The sequence below is a fragment of the Gordonia sp. C13 genome, from assembly GCF_023218005.1.
Taxonomy (GTDB): Bacteria; Actinomycetota; Actinomycetes; order Mycobacteriales; family Mycobacteriaceae; genus Gordonia; species Gordonia namibiensis.
On record NZ_JALPSY010000011.1, the window covers coordinates 89,148 to 109,397 of the forward strand.

Sequence of the window (20,250 nt, forward strand, 5' to 3'; positions counted from 1 at the left end):
CGCAGTGGACTGGCACGAAGATGCGCAATGGGCCGGGACCCCGGACGAGGATCGCCCGTCGACGTGGTCCCGGCCCATCAGCCGGAGATGTATTCGATTGTCCGTTGCGCGAGGGCTTTTACGGGGCCCAGGTGCGCGGGGCGGCCTCGGCCTCGGCGGGCGGGGTCGAGGTGACACGGTAGGCGCGGTTGACCGCGGACACCACGGCACGCAGGCTCGCGGTGGTGATCGACGACGCCACGCCGACACCCCACACGGTTTCGCCGTTGACCTCGGTCTCGACGTACGCCGCGGCGCTGGCGTCGCCACCGGCGGTCAGGGCGTGCTCGCTGTAGTCCAGGACGCGGACCTCGTAGCCGACGGTGCTCAGGGCGTCGACGAAGGCGGCCAGCGGGCCGTTGCCCGAGCCGGTGATCTCGCGCTCGTTGCCCTCGATCTTCACCACTGCGGTGATGTGGTCCTCGCCGCCGTCGACCTCGGCTGCGTCGACCTTCTGGCGCATGCGCTCCAGCGGCCAGATCGGCTGCAGGTAGTTCTCCGCGAAGACGTCGTACATCTCCTTCGGATTGACCTCGCCACCCTCGCCGTCGGTGATCTTCTGGATCTCGCGGCTGAACTCGATCTGCAGGCGGCGCGGCAGTACCAGGCCGTGGTCGGCCTTCATGATGTAGGCGACGCCGCCCTTGCCGGACTGGCTGTTCACGCGGATGACGGCCTCGTAGCTGCGGCCGACGTCCTTCGGATCGATCGGCAGATACGGGACGGCCCAGACGATGTCGTCGACGTCGGAGTCGGCGGCGTCGGCGTCGAACTTCATCTGGTCCAGGCCCTTGTTGATGGCGTCCTGGTGGCTGCCGGAGAAGGCGGTGAAGACCAGGTCGCCGCCGTACGGGTGGCGTTCGGGGACGTTCAGCTGGTTGCAGTACTCGACGGTGCGACGGATCTCGTCGATGTCGGAAAAGCTGATCTGCGGGTCGACGCCGCGGCTGAACATGTTCATGCCCAGGGTCACCAGGCAGACGTTGCCGGTGCGCTCACCGTTGCCGAACAGGCAGCCCTCGATGCGGTCGGCGCCGGCCTGGTAGCCCAGTTCGGCTGCGGCAACGCCGGTTCCGCGGTCGTTGTGGGGGTGCAGGCTCAGGATGATCGAATCGCGACGGGCCAGGTTGCGGTGCATCCACTCGATCGAGTCGGCGTAGACGTTCGGCGTGGCCATCTCGACGGTCGCGGGCAGGTTGACGATCATCGGCTTCTCCGGAGTGGGAGCGATGATCTCGGTGACCGCGTCGACGACCTCCTTGGCGAAGCTCAACTCGGTGCCCGTGTAGGACTCCGGCGAGTACTCGTAGCGCCAGTTGGTGTCGGAGTAGTTCTTCTCCACCTCGAGCACCTTGTGGGCGGCGTCGGTGGCGATCTTGATGATGGCCGGTTTGTCGGCACGGAAGACCACGCGGCGCTGCAGCACCGAGGTGGAGTTGTAGAAGTGCACGATGACGTTCGCGGCACCGCGGCAGGCCTCGAAGGTGCGCTCGATCAGTTCCTCGCGGCACTGCGTCAGCACCTGGATGGTGACGTCGTCGGGGATCGCGTTGTCCTCGATGATCTCGCGGACGAAGTCGTAGTCGGTCTGGCTCGCCGAGGGGAAGCCGACCTCGATCTCCTTGTAGCCCATGCGGACCAGCAGGTCGAACATACGACGCTTGCGCGCCGGGCTCATCGGGTCGATCAGTGCCTGGTTGCCGTCACGCAGGTCGACGGCGCACCACAGCGGGGCCTTGGTGATGACCTTGTCGGGCCAGGTGCGGTCGGGCAGCGAGATCTTCTCGACCTCGTCGGCGAACTGACGGTAGCGGTGAACCGGCATCGCGGAGTTGCGCTGCGGATTCCAAACGGGCTGGCCGGCGGGAATCGGGCCGTTCGGCTCGACGATTCGGCTGGCGCCGGAAGTGAAGGTGTCTGCTGGTGCCATGAGTGGTCATTCTCCGTGTCTGGAAGGAAAGTGACCGGCGCGTGATTGGGCCCCGCGACGGAGGGCCGGTCGTGTCAGACCCCGCCGCGGCAACCGAGAAGGAGTGCACGCTGCATGCGCTCGACTGTACTCCTCGGTGCTATCGAGACCAAAGGTGCAGGTGACAGCGTATTCCTGCGGAGTCGCCAGACGGTAGGCGGGGCCCGATCAGTGGTCCTCACCGGGACCGAGGACCTCGTCGTCGAACCGTTGTCGGGCGGCGTCGATCGCCGGCAGATGCGTCGCCGCCCACGCCAGAAGTCCGTCGATCGGTTCGCGAACGGTCTTGCCCAACGGCGTGATTCGGTATTCGACCGAGACCGGTCGGGTGCTGAGCATGCGGCGTTCGATGATGCCGTTGCGTTCGAGACGGCGCAAGGTGCTGGTGAGCGATTTCTGTGACACCGCCGGGATCGCGCGGCGCAGTTCGTTGAACCGCGACGGCGCCTCGCACAGTTCGTTGAGCACGCTCAGGGACCACTTGTCGAGGACCTGCCCCAGCAACTCCCGGGACGCTGCGCCGATCCTCAGTTCGTGGTCGGTCCGCGGTGAGGGCGATGTGGCTGCATGGGTATCGGGCATGAGACCTGGTTTCGTTGAAGTAACCGAACGGCACCAAGTATACAAACGATACCTATCCAGACCAGGAGGAACTATGTCTGTCACGCTCTCCAGCCCCGAAGGCATGCTGCCCGACGCCCCATATCACCACGTCGCCGTGGGAACCGGCACCCGGCACGTGTACCTCGCCGGGCAGGTCGCACACACCGGTGACGGCTCGCCGGTCCCGACCGACCTCGCCGGGCAGGTCGCCCAGGCGCTACGGAACGTCGCCCGTGGATTGCGCGGCGCGGGCGCGGATTTCGGCGACGTCGTGCGTCTGACGGTCTACGTGACCGACTGGGAACCGACGAAGATCGGGGACTTCATGGCCGGGATCGAAGCCGTGGCCGACGAGGTCGGACTACCCACACCGATGCCGCCGGCCACGCTGATCGGGGTGCAGGCGCTGTACGAGCCGGAGGTGTTGGTCGAGATCGAGGCGACGGCCGTCGTGGACTGAGCCCCACCGCACCCCCTCTTCGGGGGGTGCCGGGCACAGGCGGACACGGCAAAGCTATGACATGCGTCTCACCTGGTACCGCGAGTGATCCAATTCATTCCGGACCGGTTGGGGTGTACGGGCTCCGTGCCCGGTCTTCGACAGAGCCGCTCAACCACGACGCGGCCGCCTGCACAGAAGGACGACGCCAGTGACCACGATCCCCGCCGATCCGCCTCGCGCTGACTTACCGCCCGATCCCCAGACGCCTGCCGACGCGAAGCCCACCAGCCTCCGACGCGTCGCGGCCGCCAGCTCGATCGGTACGACCATCGAGTTCTACGACTTCTTCATCTACGGGACCGCGGCCGCGCTGGTCTTCCCGACGGTGTTCTTCCCGGCAGCCGACGATGTGACCGGCACGATCGCATCCTTCGCGACCTTCGCCGTGGCGTTCTTCGCACGGCCGGTCGGCGCGATGCTCTTCGGTCACTTCGGTGACCGGATCGGCCGCAAGCGCACCCTGGTGTGGACCTTGCTGATCATGGGCATCGCGACCGTGGCGATCGGTCTCCTCCCCGGATACGAGACCGGAGTCTTCGGCATCGCCGAATCGGGGATCGGGATCGCGGCGCCCATAGCCCTTGTCGTACTGCGATTCCTGCAGGGCTTCGCCGTGGGCGGTGAGTGGGCCGGCGCGACGCTGCTCACGGCCGAATACGCACCCCCCGGCAAACGGGGGCTGTACGCCATGTTCCCGCAGCTCGGACCGGCGTTCGCATTCTTCCTGTCGAGTCTGACCTTCCTCATCGCCTCGCTGACCCTCGGCGAGACCAGCTCGGCCTTCCTCGACTACGGCTGGCGCATCCCCTTCATCCTGTCGTTCGCGCTTGTCGCCGTCGGCCTCTGGGTGCGGCTCGCCGTCGCGGAGACCCCGGTCTTCCAGGAAGCCCAGCGTCGCAAGGCGCTCGAGGCCGAGAAGTCAGATGGTCCCGCACTGCCCTTCATGGACGCCTTCCGCTACCAGTGGAAGGAGATCCTCATCGCCGGCGGTGCGCTGGCGAGCCTGTTCTCGCTCTTCTACATGGGCACAGCGTTCCTGACGAACTACGGCACCAAGAGCCTCGACCTTTCCCGCACCTTCGTCCTCAGCGCGGGCATGGTCGCCGCGATCGTCTTCGGTCTGTCGACCGCCGCGTCGGCGATGTGGTCCGACCGGGTCGGTCGACGCCGGGTCATCCTGACCTCGTGCATCATCGCCATCCCGTGGGCGCTGATCCTGTTCCCGATCCTCGAGATCGGCGGCGGCTTCGCCTTCGTCGTCGGACTGATCGGCACCCTGCTGATCTTCGGCATCGCCTATGGCCCGGCGGGTGCACTGCTCCCGGAACTGTTCGAGGCGCGCTACCGCTACACCGGTGCCGGCATGGGCTACAACCTCGCCGGGATCTTCGGCGGCGCCATCCCGCCGCTGATCGCCGCCCCGCTGATCGCCGGACCCGGTGCGATCTGGGTGGGTGTCCTGCTGGCGGGCCTGTCCGCGATCAGCGTGGTCTGCACGATCCTGATCGTGGAGACCAAGGACAAGACCATGCGTGCCGAGATCGAGCGGATCGAACAGGAGCCCGAGCTCGTCGGCTGACGTCCTCGTGGCCGAATCGGATACACGGCCGCAGCACCACGACGTCCCCGTCGCGATCACCGATCGCGGCGGGGACGTCTCACGTCTCGGGTGTGGTGAACGCGGGTCGTCCCCACTCTTCGGCGAACGCGACCTCGTCGAGCGGAAGGCGGGTCCGCGGGCGTTCGTCACGCTCGCGGATGTCCTCGGGCAACGACGCGGTGTCCTCGGCGAGCGCGCCGATCCCCAGCAGGACGAGAGGTCGCTTGTCGGCGGGGATGTCGAAGGCCGCGGTAGCGGCGGCGGCGTCGAAGCCGGCCATCGGATGTCCGTTGAAGCCGAGCGCCTCGGCCTGCAGGATCATCTGCGAGACAGCGAGACCCACGTCGACCGCCGCGTAGGTGTGTTCCTTCGGATCGTCGGCCCGATCGGTGGTGCACACCAGGACCAGCGCGGCCGCCCTTGGCGCCCAGCCCGCGTTTCCCCTGGTCAGGACGCCGGTGAGGGCCTCGAAGGTCGCGTCACCGCGTCGGCCGACGAGGAACCGGACGGGCTGCATGCGTCCCCAGGTGGGTGCCCACCGTCCGGCGTCGACGATGGTCGTGAGGTCCGCGGCGGAGATGGTGGCGGCGGGATCGTAACCCCGCGCGCTCCACCGTCCTTCGATCAGTTCATGCACTCGGTCGAGGGTAGCGGCGCGGGTGCCTCGGGTTCGTCGTTGCCGGCCCGGGCCCCCGCGGTCTGGGCATCTGCGGTCCAGGGTTTCAGCGGCTTGCGCATCGCGAAGAACACCCAGATGCCGAGAAGGGTCATCGAGATCCCGATCGCCAGCGACGCCGCGTGCATGCCATCGACGTAGGACTGGCGGGCCGCGGCCGCGAGGCCGTCTCCCTGCGTGCCCATCTCGAGGGCGCGATGCAGCGTCTCACCAAGCGTGTCGCCGAAGGACCAGCCGTCGCGATGTCCGCGGAACACCAGCGTGGCAAGCGAACCGAACAGGGCGAGCCCGAGCGCGTTGCCGAGCTCGAAGCTCGTCTCCGAGATGCCCGACGCCGAGCCCGACCGCTCCGGCGGGACCGCGCCCACCACGACAACCGACACCAGGCTGAACTGGATGCCGTAACCGATACCGGCGATGAACGTGAAGACGAGGTAGACCCAGATCGGCGACGACGTGGTCAGTGCGAGCAGACCGAAGTTGCCCGCTGCCGCCAGCACGATCGAGCCGAGGAACGCCGCGCGGATGCCGACCATCGCCGCGATCCGGGAGGCGCCGATCGAGAACACCGCCACCGCGATGGCCATCGGGAGGCCGGCCACCGCCGCGGCGAGGACGTCATGCCCCATCACCGACTGCAGGTAGACGCCGGTCAGGTACGACATCCCGCCCAGCGCCATCATGCCGACGAGGGCCACGGAGATCGCGCCGACGTAGTGGGCATTCCGGAACAGCTTGAGGTCGAGGAGTGGTGCCGCGGACTGACGTTGCTGCACCACGAAGCCGGCGAGAAGCGCCAGGCCGGCGAGTCCGATGACGACGACGCCTGCGTCTGCGCCGTCGCTTGCGAGGGTCTTGATCGCATAGACGACGGGCAGGATGCCGGCCATCGACAGCACGACGCCGAGCACGTCGAACCGTGCGGTCGAGGGCGCCTTGTACTCGGGGATGAGCCGGGGACCGAGGATGAGGAGCGCAGCCAGCACCGGCACGTTGATGAGAAAAGCCGAGCCCCACCAGAAGTGGTGCAGCAGGATGCCACCGATGACCGGGCCGACCGCGGCGCCGCCGGCGAAGGCAGCCGTCCACACGCCGATCGCCCGACCGCGCTCTCGGTCATCGGAGAACATGTTGGCGATCAGCGACAGGCTCGACGGCATCAGCGTCGCCCCGCCGACACCCATCAAAGCGCGGGCGGCGATCAGGATCCCGGCGGACGGTGCGAAGGCGGCGAGGATCGACGCCCCGCCGAACACCGCGGCCCCGGCGAGCAGGATGCGGCGTCGTCCGATGCGATCGCCGAGGTTGCCCATCGTGATCAGCAGGCCGGCGATCAAGAAGCCGTAGATGTCGAGGATCCACAGCTGCTGGGCCGCCGACGGTGCGAGGGCGTCGGTGATGGAGGGGATCGCGAGGTAGAGGACGGAGACGTCCATCGACACCAGGAACACGGGCAGCGTGAGCACCGCGAGTCCCAGCCAGGTTCGTCGGTCGGCAGTTCTCGGAAGCTGCCGATCAGACGCGCCGAGACGGGTGGACACGATGTGCTCCTCGATGGTTTCTACGGTGGGTTGCGTACGGTGTACGCGGGAAAGCGTACGCCAGGTGAGTACGCTGTACGCAATCCTTTTATTCCCGGTCGTGAGCAGGAAGGACGAGCAGGTGACATCTGGCACGACCAAGTTGTCGCCGGCGGTCATCGTCGACGCCGCGATCCGGATCGCCGACGCCCGGGGACTCACCGGCCTCTCGATGCGGCGGGTGGCCGACGAGCTCGGGGTCGGGGCGATGTCGTTGTACCGTCACGTCGCCGACAAGGAGGCGTTGCTGCTGGCGATGTCCGAAGAGGTCACGCAGCGCTATCCCTATCCCTACGACGACGCGCCGTCATGGCAGGAGCGGGTCCGGATCGCCGTCGACGTCGACTGGGAGCTGTACCAGCGGCACCCGTGGGTGGTGCTGGCCTATTCGTCACCCCGCCTCAGTTACGGCGAGGCGTCGCTGGAATGCCTCGACTGGCTGTCCGCGGGTTTCCTCGAACTCGGGGTCGGCATCGAACGCGCCACCGACATGGCGCTGACCGTCTGGAGTTTCGTTCACGGCGTCGCACTGATGGCGGTCGGCGACCAGCTGATCGACGATCAGGTCCGGGGCGAGTCCGAGGTGTCGTCGGTCCGGCTGTCCGACGTGATCGCCGGCCGCTCGGATGTCGCGGTACCCGAACACCTCGCCCGTCTCGCCGGGCGCCCCGACGCCGCGCACCTGCTGGATCCGCGGGCCCGGCTCGATGCCGGAATCGGTTATCTCTGCGCGGGTTTCGGGGCCGCGGCGCGCTGAGGCGTCGGGTCGGCGGCGCGTCGGGTCACAGCGGTGGTGGTCACATGGCGTGCGGGAACACTGTCAGCATGTGCGCACCGAACCACGAACTGCCGACGACGATCGGCACGATGACGAGGCCGGCTACCGCCGGTCGTGCCCGGGCGAGGGCCATCGCGAGCGGGATGAGAAGAACGAAGGCGGGCAACAGGAGTCGCGGTCTGCTCATCATCAGGCCGCTCGACAGCACGATCTGGGCGACGAGCAGTGAACCGAACAACAACACCGGCCACGGCAGCCGCGCCCACACCGCCACAGCGAGCATCACGAGGGTGCTCAGGACGATCCACGACGTCGCGGTCGGGGCGACCTCTGAGGAGTTCACCAACTGTTGGTTGACGAAGTTGAATGCGGCGACGCCCCAGTCGAACTCGGTATCCCAGCCCTCGGTCTGGATGCGGAACCATCCCGTCGGCGAACCGGTGTGGGCCCACACGACGCCCAGATAGGTGAGGTAGCCCAAGGGACTGAGCACGATCGCCGCGGCGGCACGTGCACGGTCCGTGCCGGTGACCGCCGAGGAGTGGCGGCCGGTCCACAGGAACACGATCGAGGCGAGGACCACCACGCCGATGATGACGGCGGCGGTCGGCCGGCAGAAGCCGCAGAGGCCGGCCATCACCCCGGCCAGCAGCCAGCGTTTCTCCAGTATTCCGATGAGTGCCCACGTCGCGAGGGCGCAGAACATCGCCTCGGTGTAGGCCATGTTGAGCACGATCGACATCGGGGTCGCCGCGAACAGCACCACCAGGAACAGCCCGGTGGCGCGTTCGGGGGCGGGGCCGATGGGGGAGTGCGAGGACATCAGCCGCGCGCAGGCCATGCCGAGGCGCGCCGCGCCGACCGCGGCGATACATCCGAGAACGAGGTTGAGGGTGAGCGCCGCCCCGAACGGCGTCACGCCGGGCAGTTTCGCCAGTAAGCCGACCAGGTAGGGGTAGCCAGGGAAGAAGGCGAATGCGGTGTCGGAGGTGTGGATTCCGCGCGCGTCGGTCAGGCTCGTGGGCACTCCGTCGTATCCGTGGGTGGCGATCGCCAGCATCCACTGCCCGTCCCACACGGTGAGGGCCTTGCCGAGCGTCGTGTCGCGCAGGTCCGCGAACCGTGCGAGCGTGAGGATGCCGATCGCGCGGATGACCAGGTAGACGACCAGGGCGTCGATGCACCAGCGGTGCCGGCGGACCCAGTCGGCGAACGGGGGCCGCGGGTCGGCGGAGCGTCGAGCCGGTGTCGAACCGCCCGGGGAGATCGGCCTACCGTCGTCGACCCCGCCGGTACCCGGATCAGGATCGGGACGGCCCGGATCGTCGACGTCGGTTGGGGTGGCCACCCGTGGAATCCTAGGTCGTCGCCGGCGACTACAGGCGACGTGCCGTGTGCGTCGGATCACAGAATGCCGGTGACCAGGTCAGGTCTGCACCCTCCTGCCCGGTAAGGTTGTCCGAAGCAAGCTGACGTCTATCGAACCGGCGCACGAGCCGGCGGGAGGTAACTCGACGTGGCCCTCGTGGTGCAGAAGTACGGCGGATCCTCGGTCGCAACGGCCGAACGCATCCGTCGCGTTGCCGAGCGCATCGTCGAGACGAAGAAGCAGGGCAACGACGTTGTCGTCGTCGTCTCGGCGATGGGCGACACAACCGACGAACTGCTCGACCTTGCCCAGCAGGTCAACCCGGCGCCTCCGGCGCGCGAGATGGACATGCTCCTGACCTCGGGCGAGCGCATCTCCAACGCACTGGTGGCGATGGCCATCAGTTCGCTTGGTGCACATGCTCAGTCGTTCACCGGATCCCAGGCCGGCGTCATCACGACGAGCTCTCATGGCAAGGCCAAGATCATCGACGTCACGCCGGGCCGCGTCCGCAGCGCACTCGACGACGGCAAGATCGTGCTGGTCGCCGGATTCCAGGGTGTCTCGCAGGACACCAAAGACATCACCACCCTCGGACGCGGTGGCTCCGACACCACCGCCGTCGCGCTGGCGGCGGCTCTCGAGGCCGACGTCTGCGAGATCTACACCGACGTCGACGGCGTGTACTCCGCCGATCCGCGCATCGTCTCCGACGCCAAGAAGCTCGACACCGTTTCCTTCGAGGAGATGCTCGAACTCGCGGCCTGTGGCGCAAAGGTCCTGATGCTGCGGTGCGTGGAATACGCCCGCCGGTACAACGTTCCCGTTCACGTGCGCTCGTCGTACTCGACCAAACCCGGCACCGTGGTGACCGGATCGATGGAGGACATTCCCGTGGAAGAAGCCATTCTCACCGGCGTCGCACACGATCGCAGCGAAGCCAAGATCACCGTCGTGGGTCTCGACGACAAGCCGGGATACGCCGCCAAGGTGTTCCGCGCCGTCGCCGACGCCGAGATCAACATCGACATGGTGCTGCAGAACATCTCGAAGGTCGACACCGGCAAGACCGACATCACCTTCACCCTGCCGCGCGAGCTCGGCCCGCTGGGCGTCGAGAAGCTCACCAAGCTGCAGGAGGAGATCGGCTTCACCGAACTCCTGTACGACGATCACATCGGCAAGGTCTCGCTCGTCGGTGCCGGCATGAAGTCGCACCCGGGCGTCACCGCCACCTTCTGTGAGGCCCTCAGCGAGGCCGGCGTGAACATCGAGCTGATCTCCACCTCGGAGATCCGCATCTCGGTGCTGTGCCGCGACACCGAACTCGACGACGCCGTGCGCGCACTGCACGCCGCCTTCGATCTCGGTGGCGAAGAGGAAGCCGTCGTCTACGCAGGAACGGGTCGATAACCATGGGTGTACGTCTCGGAGTCGTCGGCGCGACCGGTCAGGTCGGCGCCGTCATGCGAACCCTCCTGGCAGAGCGCAACTTCCCGGCCGACGAGGTGCGTTTCTTCGCGTCGCCGCGTTCGGCGGGCAAGAAGCTTCCCTGGGGTGACGGGGAGATCATGGTGGAGGATGCGGCCACCGCCGATCCCGCCGGTCTCGACATCGCCCTCTTCTCCGCGGGCGCCACGATGTCCCGTGAGCAGGCTCCGCGGTTCGCCGCCGCCGGTGTAACCGTCATCGACAACTCGTCGGCGTGGCGCAAGGATCCCGATGTGCCGCTGGTGGTCTCGGAGGTCAACGGTGAGCTGGCGAAGAACCCGCCCAAGGGCATCATCGCCAACCCCAACTGCACCACCATGGCCGCCATGCCGGTGCTCAAGCCGCTGCACGACGCAGCCGGACTGCAGCGCCTGATCATCTCGAGCTACCAGGCGGTCTCCGGCAGCGGTCTGGCCGGTGTGGAGGAACTCGCCGGGCAGGTGCGCGCCGTCGCCGACGACGCCGAGAAGCTCGTCCACGACGGCTCGGCCGTCGACTTCCCGGCCCCGAACAAGTACGTCGCGCCCATCGCGTTCAACGTTGTGGCCCTTGCCGGTTCGCTCGTCGACGACGGCACCGGCGAGACCGACGAAGATCAGAAGCTGCGCAACGAGTCACGCAAGATCCTCGGTCTCCCCGAGCTGCTCGTCAGCGGAACCTGCGTGCGCGTGCCCGTGTTCACCGGCCACTCGCTGTCGATCAACGCGGAGTTCGCCGAGCCGCTGTCGGTGGCTCGTGCCCAGGAGATCCTCGGTGCCGCAGCCGGAGTCGAGCTCGTCGATGTGCCGACGCCGCTCGCCGCCGCCGGCAAGGACAACTCACTCGTGGGTCGCATCCGTCAGGACCCGGGTGTCCCGGACGGTCGCGGTCTTGCGCTGTTCGTCTCGGGTGACAACCTCCGAAAGGGCGCTGCGCTCAACACGATTCAGATCGCGGAGCTGCTGGTCTAAGCCTTCGTGGCTCGCTCCGCTCGCACCTCAGGCAGCGGAGGGGGGTCGCTCCGCTCGCACCTCAGGCAGCGGAGGGGGGTCGCTCCGCTCGCACCTCAGGCAGCGGAGGGGGGTCGCTCCGCTCGCACCTCAGGCAGCGGGGGCTGGTCCGCTCGCACCTCAGGCAGCGGGGCTGGTCCGCTCGCACCTCAGGCAGCGGGGGGCTGGTCCGCTCACACCTCAGGCAGCGAGGGGGAGACGGCAGCCGCCGCCTCGGTGATGATCTCTCGCATCGACGCCTCCGCGGCCTTCGGGTCGCGGAGGCGTATTGCTCTCGCGACGTCGTCGTGAAGGGCAATGGCTGCCGGGTTCGGGGTCGGCGGCATCATCCCGTGATGGGTTCGGCCGGCCAGGACCTCGCCGACGACGTCGGCCAGCGACCGGAACATCTCGTTGCCGCTCGCCTCGAGCAAGGTGCGGTGGAAGACCTTGTCCGCCAGCAGATATGACTGCAGGTCGCCGGTCCGGCCGTGAACCGACATGTCCGACACCGCGGCCGCGAGGATGCGGCAGTGGTGCTCGTTCGCACGTTCGGCCGCGAGCGCGGCCGCCACGGGCTCGAAGCCGCGTCGTAGCTCCGACAGGGTCGCGAGGAACTCCGCACGGTCCGCGCCGTCGAGACGCCACCGGATGAGTCGGGGGTCGAACACGCTCCACCGGGTCCGCGGCTGGATGGTGATGCCGACCCGGCGTCGTGACTCGACGAGTCCCATCGATTCGAGGACCTTGATCACCTCGCGCGCCACGGTCCGAGACACCCCGTGCTCGGTGCAGATGGCGTCGAGCGTCAGGACGCTGCCCGCCGGCTGTGCCCCCGAGACGATGCGCCGGCCGATGGCAGCCAGGGTCTCATCGTGGCGCTCTGTGGTCCCACCTGTGCTCCGACTCACGATTTCATCTTCTCATTAACGGCCTCTGGCGCAAATGTGCGTACTTAACGCGCGAGGGACTTGCATAAGTATGACTATTGAGGCAGTCTCCGTGATCAGCAGCACAGCGATGTGGAGGAGTTGGCATGCGATCACCGGTGGTCGTTATGGGTGTGTCCGGGTCGGGGAAGTCGACCGTGGGGGCCGCGTTGGCGCAGCGTCTACGCGTTCCGTTCGCGGACGCCGACGACTTCCACTCGGCGGAGAACATCGCCAAGATGTCGGCCGGTCAGCCGCTCGACGACGACGACCGTCGTCCGTGGCTGGAATCCATCGGGGTCTGGCTGGCCGAACACGGTGACGGTGGGGTGATGAGCTGTTCCGCGCTCAAGCACGAGTACCGCGACCGTCTCCGGGGGCACGAGCCGTCGGTGCTGTTCGCGCACCTCGCCGGCTCGGTCGAGGTCATCGCCCGGCGCCAGGCATCGCGGCCGGGGCACTTCATGCCGACAGCGTTGCTGCGATCCCAATTCGAGACCCTCGAACCCCTGACATCCGATGAGCGCGGCCTGACCGTCGACGTGGACCAGAGCGTGGACGCCATCGTCGACGAGCTGGTCGCGTCGCTCCCCAACGGCGAGGAGAACTGAACATGTTGTCGACCACCACGATCCTCGCCGCGAGTGCGGATCTGCCCGAGCCGGTCGCGCCGGGTTGGCAGCTCGTCGTCGCGGCTCTGGCCGGTATCGCGGTCATCGTCGTGGCGATCACCGTCGCCAAGGTCCATCCGTTCCTCGCGCTGGTCGGCGGCGGTGCCACGGTCGGCATCGTCGCGGGTGAGTCGATCCCGACGGTCCTGGAGTCCTTTACCACCGGATTCGGGTCCACCGCAGCCGGTGTGGGCATCCTGATCGCGCTCGGGGCGATGTTCGCGAAGCTGCTCGCCGACTCCGGAGGCGCCGACGAGATCGTGGACACGATCGTCGGGCATGCCTCCCCGCGCATGCTGCCGTGGGCGATGGCGCTCGTCGGCGCGATCATCGGACTGCCGATGTTCTTCGAGATCGGCCTCGTCCTTCTGATGCCGGTGATCTATCTGGTTGCCCGACGCTCGGGCCTGGGCCTGATCCCGATCGGCATTCCTGCGCTCGCCGGTCTCTCGGCCATGCACGGCTTCGTGCCCCCGCACCCCGGCCCGCTCGTGGCCATCGACGCCCTCGGTGCCGATCTCGGCCTGACCCTCGCACTCGGCGTGGCCGTGGCCATCCCGACGATCATCGTCTCGGGTCCGCTGTTCGGCACGCTCGCCGGCAAGTGGGTGACGGTCGATGCGCCGACAACTTTCGACGTCGATCCCGACGACGGCCCGACCACCAAGCGGCCGTCCTTCGGCATCACCATGTTCAGCGTCCTGCTGCCGGTCGTCCTGATGCTGGGCAAGGCACTCGCCGAGATCTTCATCGACGACGAGGATCAGCTCCTGCGACGCATCCTCGACATCCTCGGTACACCCCTGATCGCCCTGCTCATCGCGGTCGTCGTCGCCATGTTCACCCTGGGCCGCGGCTCGGGGATGGATCGCGAGACCATCTCGAAGTGCACCGGTGCGGCGCTGCCCGCCATCGCCGGCATCCTCCTGATCGTCTCCGCTGGTGGCGGATTCAAGCAGGTTCTCGTCGACACGGGCATCGGCACGCTCCTGGCCGACTGGGCCACCGGCGCGAACGTCCCGGTCCTCGTCCTCGCCTGGGTCCTCGCCGCGCTGATCCGCCTGGCCACCGGCTCGGCAACCGTCGCGACCATCACCGCGTCGTCGTTGATGCTCGGACTCGTCGACGGACTGAGCTCGGGTGAGGTCTCTCTGGTCGTCCTCGCGATCGGTGCCGGCTCGGTCTTCCTGTCGCACGTGAACGACGCCGGCTTCTGGCTGGTCAAGGAGTACTTCGGCATGACCGTCGGCCAGACCTTCAAGACCTGGTCGATGATGGAGACCCTGCTGTCGGTGAGCGGTCTGGTCGTCGTGCTGGCACTCGGCCTGGTGATCTGACCGGGCTGACGCGCCCGCTGAAAAGCGCCCCTCGGAACCGCCCCTGGGATCGACCCCCGAGTAGCCGCGCCGGCGACATAGTGTCGTCGAGCCCGCTGTGGAGGGCGGATCCCGGGGGCGGTTTTCGGTGGCGGCGCGGGTGGTCACAACGCGGATGAGCACCCAGTCACCTGACTCAACTTACTGTGGGGTAGGTTACTCGCCCATGAAGCTGAAGTCGGGAACGAGCGTGGGGTCGCGCCGCAGGTCACGCCTGCGAAAGACCACGATTGCGGGTGCTGTGGCAGCGGCCTGTGTGGCTGCCGTGATCAGTCCGGCGCCGGACGCGAGTGCGTTCGATTTCTACACCCCGCCGCCATCCTTCGCGACCGATCCCGGCTCGGTGATCCGGAGCCAACAGATCCCGCTGCTCCTGCAGATCCCGGGTGCGCCGAATCAGTGGCCGGGTACGGCCCGCAAGGTCATGTACACCTCGACCTACCAGGACGGAAAGCCTGCCGCGGTCACCGGGACCGTCGTCGAGCCGACCGCGCCGTGGAACGGGAAGGGTCCGCGCCCGACCGTCGTCGTCGGTCCGGGCACCATCGGCCAGGGTGACCAGTGCGCGGCGTCGAAGCTGATGAGCCTGCCGATGTCGATCGACATCACCAGGCCCAGCATCGGTGTCAACTACACCGCGCCGGAGATGTACTACATGCTGCTCAACGGTGTCCGGGTCTTCGTCACCGACTACATCGGCATGGGCACCCCGGGCATCCACACCTACGTCAACCGTTCGGAGACCGGCCACGCCATGCTCGACGGCGCGCGGGCCGCGTTGCGCGCATCCGGCGCCCCGTCCGACGCGCCGGTCGGCTTCATCGGCTACTCGCAGGGCGGTGGCGCCGCGGCCTCCGCGGCCGAACTCGCCGCGACCTACGCACCGGAACTGAACGTCCGGGCCAGTTATGCCGGAGCGCCGCCCGCCGACCTCGAGAAGGTCATCCCGGCCATCGACGGGAGCACCATCGCCGGCGCCATCGGCTTCGCCGTCAACGGCCTCACCCAGCGGTACCCGGTGGTCGCCGACGTCGTGAAGCGGGAGACCAACGCCTCCGGAAAGGCTGCGCTGGTGCAGATCTCGACGAGCTGCATCGGTGACATCATCCCCGCTTTCGGCTTCCAGCAGACCAAGAACTGGACCCGCACCGGCGAGACGCTCTCCGCGGTGATCGCACGGTCGCCGGAGGTGCAGAAGGTCGTCGGCGAACAGCGCATCGGTCGCCTGAAGCCGAACGCCCCGGTCTTCCTCGAAGGTGGCCTCAACGACGACGTGATCCCGCACGGTCAGGTAGCCCAGCTCGCCGCGGACTGGCGGGCGCAGGGGGCCGACGTCCGGTTCGTCACGGACCCGACGCCGCCGATCCTGACCAAGTCGATCGTCAACCACGTGGTCCCGATGCTCGGCACGTTCCTGCCCGGCATGCAGTTCGTCCTCGGCGAGTTCCGGAAGTAGTCGAACAGAACAAGGACAGGGTCCGTCGGCAGAGCTCCGGCGGGCCCTGTCCGTTCCCGAGGTCCGGATGGCAGGATCGAGGAATGAACGATCCGCACGGGCCGGGGGACCCCCACGATCGAGACCCCGAACGCATCCCGACCCAGGCCGAGCTCGACGCCGAGGACCTCGCCGCGCTGGAACGCTCGTCGCGTGACCGCGACCAGGCGGCGCTCTACCCGCCGCGACCGGCCGACCCGGGCAGCCCGCCGGCGGCCCTGGCACTCCACGCCCGCGTCGTCTGGTGGGGTGCGGCGGTCATCGGGCTGATCCTGGCGGTCTACGGCTTCTTCAACCTCGGCACCATCACCGACGACCTGCGGCAGCGCCTCCTCGAGGGAGTCGTAACCGACCCGGCCAACTCCGCACCGGAGGACCAGGTCGAGACGCTGGCCGGGTTCTTCCCGCCGTTCATGCTGGTCATGATCGTCGTCGTCCTGGTGATCGAGTACCTGCTGCTGGTGGCCGCGGTGACCCACCACAGCCGACACTGTCGCAACTTCTTCCTCGCCGCCGTGGTGGTCCATCTCCTTTGCATCCCGGTCGGCGTCGACCTCCTCTTCCGCTATCCCGACATCTCGTCGACGATGGTCGTTCTCAGCTGGGTGCAGTTCGCGTTGCTCGTGATCGCGGCACTTCTCACCGCGCGTCGGTCCGTCAACACCTGGCTGCCGGAATCGACCCGGATGAAGCCGACTCGCATGATGCGCGGCCGCTGACGCGAGAGTGTCGTATCGACGCTGACACTCGGCGGCACGTTTGTAACCCCCGCCACCAGGCGGTTTGATCGGAATGAATCCGGGTACAGGTCGGTTGGACAGAACGTTGGTTCCACAGAGCCGAACATCCACCACCTGAACCCAGGAGGACCCCCGATGGCAATCGAACCCGTCTACACCATTTCGTCCAAGGCATCCGGCGGCGGACGCGACGGTGAGGTGGTCTCGGCCTCGGGCCAGATCGACCTCGACCTCCGACCGCCAAAGGAGATGGGCGGCAGCGGCGACGGCTCCAACCCGGAGGAACTCTTCTCGGCCGGCTACGCGGCGTGCTTCCTCGGGGCTCTCCGAGCCACGTCGAAGGCAGCCGGTAGCCCGGTGCCCGACGACTCGACTGTGAACGTGACCGTCGGCATCGGCAAGGACCCCGCCGACGGCGGCTTCGGATTGACCGTGGCGATCGACGTCTCCATCCCCGGCGTCGACGAGACGAAGGCCCAGGAGCTGGCGAACAAGGCGCACGAGTTCTGCCCCTACTCCAAGGCCACCCGCGGCAACATCGAGCAGAAGGTCACCGTCACCGTCTGACACCGGCCACCCGGACCAGTCGTTCTCTCACCCGACGGGGCGCTGATCTCAGCCCGAGTCGGCGCTCCGGTAGTACCCCCCCAGATATGACAAGGAAGGACATTCTTGATCATGACCACCCCCATCACCAGCACTCTCACCGACGAGCAGCAGTCCGTGGCCGGCAAGGCCCTGCAGGACACCCTCGTCGACATGCTCGACCTGACCCTGATCGCCAAGCAGGCCCACTGGAACGTCGTGGGCAAGCAGTTCCGCTCCGTGCATCTCGACCTCGACGAGCTCGTCACCGTGGCGCGTGAGTTCACCGACGCCGCCGCCGAGCGCGCGACCGCCATCGGCGTCAGCCCGGACGGCCGTGCCGAGACCGTGGCCAAGACCGCGAACACCAAGGGCTTCGGCGAAGGCTGGACCAAGGACACCGAGGTCGTCGACGCCATCGTGGAGAACCTCAAGGCGGTCATCGACGGTCTCCGCGAGCGAATCTCGGTCACCGAGGAAGCCGACCCGGTGACGCAGGACCTGCTCATCTCATTCGCCTCGAAGCTGGAACAGCTGCATTGGATGTGGCAGGCGCAGTCCGCCTGACCAACCGGATGAGCCCTCAATCGGGGCCTCTCACAGCAACGAACCCCGTCGGTCACAACCGGCGGGGTTCGTTGTATTCGAAGGTCTGTCTACGTGTTCGACGCCGGCGTCAGTCGACGGCGGGCTCGCCGACCTTCTTGTCGGCCACATCGGCGTCGGTCGTGATCGTGCCCGGATCGTCGTCGGCGTAGGAATCGCGGAAGGAAACACGCGGGGTCGACGCCGAGTGGTACAGCGCGATGCCGGCGAAGACGAGCGCGGCCAGGAGGAAGATCGCCGAGGCCGCAATCGTGACGATGTGCACGACGGTGGCGTACACGCCGTCGAGCGGCCCGACCGCGATTGCCCCGGCAGCGGCCAGGACCGCACCCAGCAGGGCCCAGGCCGCGGAGCGAATCCACGGCGCCACCACCGATGCGTAGAAGAGACGCTGATAGATGGTGAGCGAGAACTCGTCCACCGCTGCGAGCCGGACCTCGTCATCGCCTGCCAGATCGCGCAGTTCGCGCGCCAGTGCTGTCTGTCGTTGCAGGGTTGCGGACTCCCGCTCGCGGTAGCGCACAAATGCAGCCGCACCGAACGCCGACGCGAGAAGTCCCAACCCGACCATCACACCCCAATAGTCCACGGCACACACGCTACAACGCGGTGCGACACCGATCGTGAACCAGGTCACAAGGGCGTCTGTCGGTGCGGGTCACGACGGCGCAGGCCGGGTGTCGATGCGCGACCGGGGTCGTGGGGACGGGCGACCGCTGATACGTTGGGCGACCGTCTGCGCCAACGCCGGCCGAGACCCGTGGCGACCCCTGGTCGTGCGGAGCCGAGACGGGAGGAATGCACTGGTGACGATCCGGATGATCGGGGCGTCGATCGTCTGCGTGATGGTCGGGCTCTTCATCAGCGCATCGGCGGGGCAGGCGGACACCGACGGGGTCGTGGCACTCGCCGACCCACGGCCGGGTGCCGCCGTTCTGGCCGGCGCGGAACCGGATTCGATCCTGGTCAGCCGCGAGTTCTACTCCCGATCCGACGAGGCGATCCTCCTCGGGCCGGGTGCGCTCGACGAACCGGGGACCCGGCAGCGTGTCGCGGCGGCCGCCGGCGAGAACCACGTCCCCGTGCTCACCGTGCGCCCGGACACCGCGCACAGCGTCGACGAGGAGTTGCGGCGCCTCGGAGTGCAGCGGGTGGTGCGCGTCGGCGAAATCGACGGGTTCGACGACCGCCGGTCCACGATCAGCCTCGAGGATCTGCGCGGCAACCCGCGCCCGAGCACGGACGAGCCGATCGTGATGGTCGCCCGCGGTACCCCGATGGACGCGACGCTGACCGCCCGTTCCGCGGGGCGCGTCGTCGAGGTACCCGTCCCGGACCCCAGGGCCGATGGCGACGCGGTCGCGGCCGTGAGTGGCGCGTCACCGACGACCGCGATCCGCGCGGTCGGTTCCGGCTTCGGCGACGACGCGGTGTTCGCGACACGTGTCGATCAGGCGCGTCGGACGCCCGAGCTCCCCGGTGGCGGACAGATCGTGTTCCCGGGCCGCCGGATGGTCGCGCTCTACGGTTCGCCCGACGCGCCGGCGCTGGGTCCGCTCGGCCGGCAGGGCATCGAGGCGTCTATCGACCGCGTCCGACGCTTGGCGGCCGACTATCAGCGGGTCAGCGCCGAGCCGGTGATCCCGGCTTTCGAGATCATCGCGACCGTCGCGTCGTCGGAACCGGGCGAGGGTTCCCGGTACACGAACATGCTCGACCCGGCCGTGTTGCGGCCGTGGGTCGAGGCGGCCGGACGCGCCGGGGTCTACGTGACCCTCGACCTCCAGCCCGGACGCATGGACTTCCTCGAGCAGGCCCGGCGGTATGCGGACCTTCTCGCGCTCCCACACGTCGGGCTGGCGCTCGACCCGGAGTGGCGTCTCAAGCCGGACCAGGTGCACCTCATGCAGATCGGGTCCGTCGAGGCCGACGAGGTGAACCGCACGTCGGAATGGCTCGCGGGGCTCGTGCGTGATCGGGGACTGCCGCAGAAGTTGTTCGTTCTCCACCAGTTCGACGCCGGCATGCTCGCCCAGCGGAAGAACATCAGAACCGATCGACCCGAACTGCAGGTGGTCCTGCACGCCGACGGGCACGGGACACCGCCGGTCAAGATGGAGACCTGGCGCAGATTGCTCGACGATCTGCCCGCGGGAGTGCGGATGGGCTGGAAGAATTTCTACACGGAGGACAAGCCGACGTTCTCGCCGGCGACGACCATGGCGGTCGCGCCGACACCCTGGTTCGTCTCGTACCAGTAGCGCCGGGAGGCC

Annotated in this window: 19 protein-coding genes; 12 read left to right on the forward strand and 7 right to left on the reverse strand. The window is 67.9% G+C overall.

Annotated elements, in window-relative coordinates; genetic code table 11:
* Nucleotides 1-118: 118 nt before the first annotated feature.
* On the reverse strand, nt 119-1,969 hold the full coding sequence (gene leuA / locus M1L58_RS11385) for a 2-isopropylmalate synthase (RefSeq protein ID WP_248658975.1): 1,851 nt from the start codon (nt 1,967-1,969) through the stop codon (nt 119-121).
* Nucleotides 1,970-2,176: 207 nt separating this feature from the next.
* Nucleotides 2,177-2,590, reverse strand: a complete 414-nt coding sequence (locus tag M1L58_RS11390; protein WP_248658976.1) for a winged helix-turn-helix transcriptional regulator — start codon at nt 2,588-2,590, stop codon at nt 2,177-2,179.
* A gap of 73 nt (nt 2,591-2,663) precedes the next feature.
* Between M1L58_RS11390 and M1L58_RS11395 the strand changes: the two genes are divergently transcribed.
* Nucleotides 2,664-3,071, forward strand: coding sequence for a RidA family protein (locus M1L58_RS11395; RefSeq protein ID WP_154882003.1), 408 nt, complete (start codon nt 2,664-2,666; stop codon nt 3,069-3,071).
* A 190-nt stretch (nt 3,072-3,261) separates the two neighbouring features.
* The gene (locus M1L58_RS11400; RefSeq protein WP_248658977.1) at nt 3,262-4,692 is read left to right on the forward strand and encodes an MFS transporter; all 1,431 of its coding nucleotides are present in this window, start codon (nt 3,262-3,264) and stop codon (nt 4,690-4,692) included.
* Nucleotides 4,693-4,771: 79 nt separating this feature from the next.
* Here M1L58_RS11400 and M1L58_RS11405 read toward each other — a convergent pair whose 3' ends face one another.
* A complete protein-coding gene (locus tag M1L58_RS11405) occupies nt 4,772-5,350 on the reverse strand; it encodes a nitroreductase family protein (protein WP_248658978.1) in 579 nt (192 codons plus the stop codon).
* On the reverse strand, nt 5,338-6,930 hold the full coding sequence (locus tag M1L58_RS11410) for an MFS transporter (RefSeq protein WP_248658979.1): 1,593 nt from the start codon (nt 6,928-6,930) through the stop codon (nt 5,338-5,340). The genes M1L58_RS11405 and M1L58_RS11410 overlap by 13 nt, the downstream gene beginning before the upstream one ends.
* Before the next feature lie 121 nt (nt 6,931-7,051).
* On the opposite strand from M1L58_RS11410, the gene M1L58_RS11415 reads away from it, so the two are divergent.
* Nucleotides 7,052-7,726: a TetR/AcrR family transcriptional regulator gene (locus tag M1L58_RS11415; RefSeq protein WP_248658980.1), complete on the forward strand. Its 675-nt coding sequence runs from the start codon at nt 7,052-7,054 to the stop codon at nt 7,724-7,726.
* A gap of 40 nt (nt 7,727-7,766) precedes the next feature.
* On the opposite strand, the gene M1L58_RS11420 is transcribed toward M1L58_RS11415, so the two are convergent.
* Nucleotides 7,767-9,095 (reverse strand): hypothetical protein, encoded by a 1,329-nt coding sequence (locus tag M1L58_RS11420; RefSeq protein WP_248658981.1) that lies wholly within the window; start codon nt 9,093-9,095, stop codon nt 7,767-7,769.
* A 168-nt stretch (nt 9,096-9,263) separates the two neighbouring features.
* Here M1L58_RS11420 and M1L58_RS11425 point away from each other — a divergent pair, with 168 nt between their 5' ends.
* Together M1L58_RS11425 and M1L58_RS11430 are read left to right on the forward strand one after the other, a co-directional pair.
* The gene (locus M1L58_RS11425; RefSeq protein ID WP_006866566.1) at nt 9,264-10,529 is read left to right on the forward strand and encodes an aspartate kinase; all 1,266 of its coding nucleotides are present in this window, start codon (nt 9,264-9,266) and stop codon (nt 10,527-10,529) included.
* 2 nt (nt 10,530-10,531) lie between these two features.
* Nucleotides 10,532-11,557: an aspartate-semialdehyde dehydrogenase gene (locus M1L58_RS11430; protein WP_248658982.1), complete on the forward strand. Its 1,026-nt coding sequence runs from the start codon at nt 10,532-10,534 to the stop codon at nt 11,555-11,557.
* A 212-nt stretch (nt 11,558-11,769) separates the two neighbouring features.
* Here M1L58_RS11430 and M1L58_RS11435 read toward each other — a convergent pair whose 3' ends face one another.
* Nucleotides 11,770-12,486: a FadR/GntR family transcriptional regulator gene (locus tag M1L58_RS11435; protein WP_248658983.1), complete on the reverse strand. Its 717-nt coding sequence runs from the start codon at nt 12,484-12,486 to the stop codon at nt 11,770-11,772.
* A 125-nt stretch (nt 12,487-12,611) separates the two neighbouring features.
* Here M1L58_RS11435 and M1L58_RS11440 point away from each other — a divergent pair, with 125 nt between their 5' ends.
* The 6 genes from M1L58_RS11440 (at nt 12,612) to M1L58_RS11465 (ending at nt 17,938) form a co-directional block, all read left to right on the forward strand.
* Nucleotides 12,612-13,115 carry a gluconokinase gene (locus M1L58_RS11440; protein ID WP_006866570.1) on the forward strand — a complete coding sequence of 168 codons (504 nt, stop codon included), beginning with the start codon at nt 12,612-12,614 and terminating at the stop codon, nt 13,113-13,115.
* Nucleotides 13,116-13,117: 2 nt separating this feature from the next.
* On the forward strand, nt 13,118-14,512 hold the full coding sequence (locus M1L58_RS11445; protein ID WP_248658984.1) for a GntP family permease: 1,395 nt from the start codon (nt 13,118-13,120) through the stop codon (nt 14,510-14,512).
* A gap of 205 nt (nt 14,513-14,717) precedes the next feature.
* Nucleotides 14,718-16,007 carry a lipase family protein gene (locus tag M1L58_RS11450; RefSeq protein ID WP_248658985.1) on the forward strand — a complete coding sequence of 430 codons (1,290 nt, stop codon included), beginning with the start codon at nt 14,718-14,720 and terminating at the stop codon, nt 16,005-16,007.
* 83 nt (nt 16,008-16,090) lie between these two features.
* Nucleotides 16,091-16,765, forward strand: a complete 675-nt coding sequence (locus M1L58_RS11455) for a hypothetical protein (RefSeq protein ID WP_248658986.1) — start codon at nt 16,091-16,093, stop codon at nt 16,763-16,765.
* A 156-nt stretch (nt 16,766-16,921) separates the two neighbouring features.
* Entirely contained in the window at nt 16,922-17,353 is a 432-nt protein-coding gene (locus M1L58_RS11460; RefSeq protein ID WP_154882014.1) for an organic hydroperoxide resistance protein, read from the forward strand.
* Nucleotides 17,354-17,464: 111 nt separating this feature from the next.
* Nucleotides 17,465-17,938, forward strand: a complete 474-nt coding sequence (locus M1L58_RS11465; RefSeq protein WP_232715664.1) for a Dps family protein — start codon at nt 17,465-17,467, stop codon at nt 17,936-17,938.
* Nucleotides 17,939-18,047: 109 nt separating this feature from the next.
* On the opposite strand, the gene M1L58_RS11470 is transcribed toward M1L58_RS11465, so the two are convergent.
* Complete coding sequence (locus tag M1L58_RS11470; protein WP_006866576.1) at nt 18,048-18,575, reverse strand: hypothetical protein; 528 nt, start codon at nt 18,573-18,575, stop codon at nt 18,048-18,050.
* 208 nt (nt 18,576-18,783) lie between these two features.
* On the opposite strand from M1L58_RS11470, the gene M1L58_RS11475 reads away from it, so the two are divergent.
* The gene (locus M1L58_RS11475) at nt 18,784-20,238 is read left to right on the forward strand and encodes a hypothetical protein (protein WP_248658987.1); all 1,455 of its coding nucleotides are present in this window, start codon (nt 18,784-18,786) and stop codon (nt 20,236-20,238) included.
* Nucleotides 20,239-20,250: the final 12 nt, after the last annotated feature.

Bases quoted from the DNA above. Each gene is read 5' to 3' on its own strand.
- leuA (WP_248658975.1), bottom strand. From the start codon at position 1,969: ATGGCACCAGCAGACACCTTCACTTCCGGCGCCAGCCGAATCGTCGAG.
- M1L58_RS11390 (WP_248658976.1), bottom strand. From the start codon at position 2,590: ATGCCCGATACCCATGCAGCCACATCGCCCTCACCGCGGACCGACCAC.
- M1L58_RS11395 (WP_154882003.1), top strand. From the start codon at position 2,664: ATGTCTGTCACGCTCTCCAGCCCCGAAGGCATGCTGCCCGACGCCCCA.
- M1L58_RS11430 (WP_248658982.1), top strand. From the start codon at position 10,532: ATGGGTGTACGTCTCGGAGTCGTCGGCGCGACCGGTCAGGTCGGCGCC.
- M1L58_RS11440 (WP_006866570.1), top strand. From the start codon at position 12,612: ATGCGATCACCGGTGGTCGTTATGGGTGTGTCCGGGTCGGGGAAGTCG.
- M1L58_RS11445 (WP_248658984.1), top strand. From the start codon at position 13,118: ATGTTGTCGACCACCACGATCCTCGCCGCGAGTGCGGATCTGCCCGAG.
- M1L58_RS11450 (WP_248658985.1), top strand. From the start codon at position 14,718: ATGAAGCTGAAGTCGGGAACGAGCGTGGGGTCGCGCCGCAGGTCACGC.
- M1L58_RS11455 (WP_248658986.1), top strand. From the start codon at position 16,091: ATGAACGATCCGCACGGGCCGGGGGACCCCCACGATCGAGACCCCGAA.
- M1L58_RS11460 (WP_154882014.1), top strand. From the start codon at position 16,922: ATGGCAATCGAACCCGTCTACACCATTTCGTCCAAGGCATCCGGCGGC.
- M1L58_RS11465 (WP_232715664.1), top strand. From the start codon at position 17,465: ATGACCACCCCCATCACCAGCACTCTCACCGACGAGCAGCAGTCCGTG.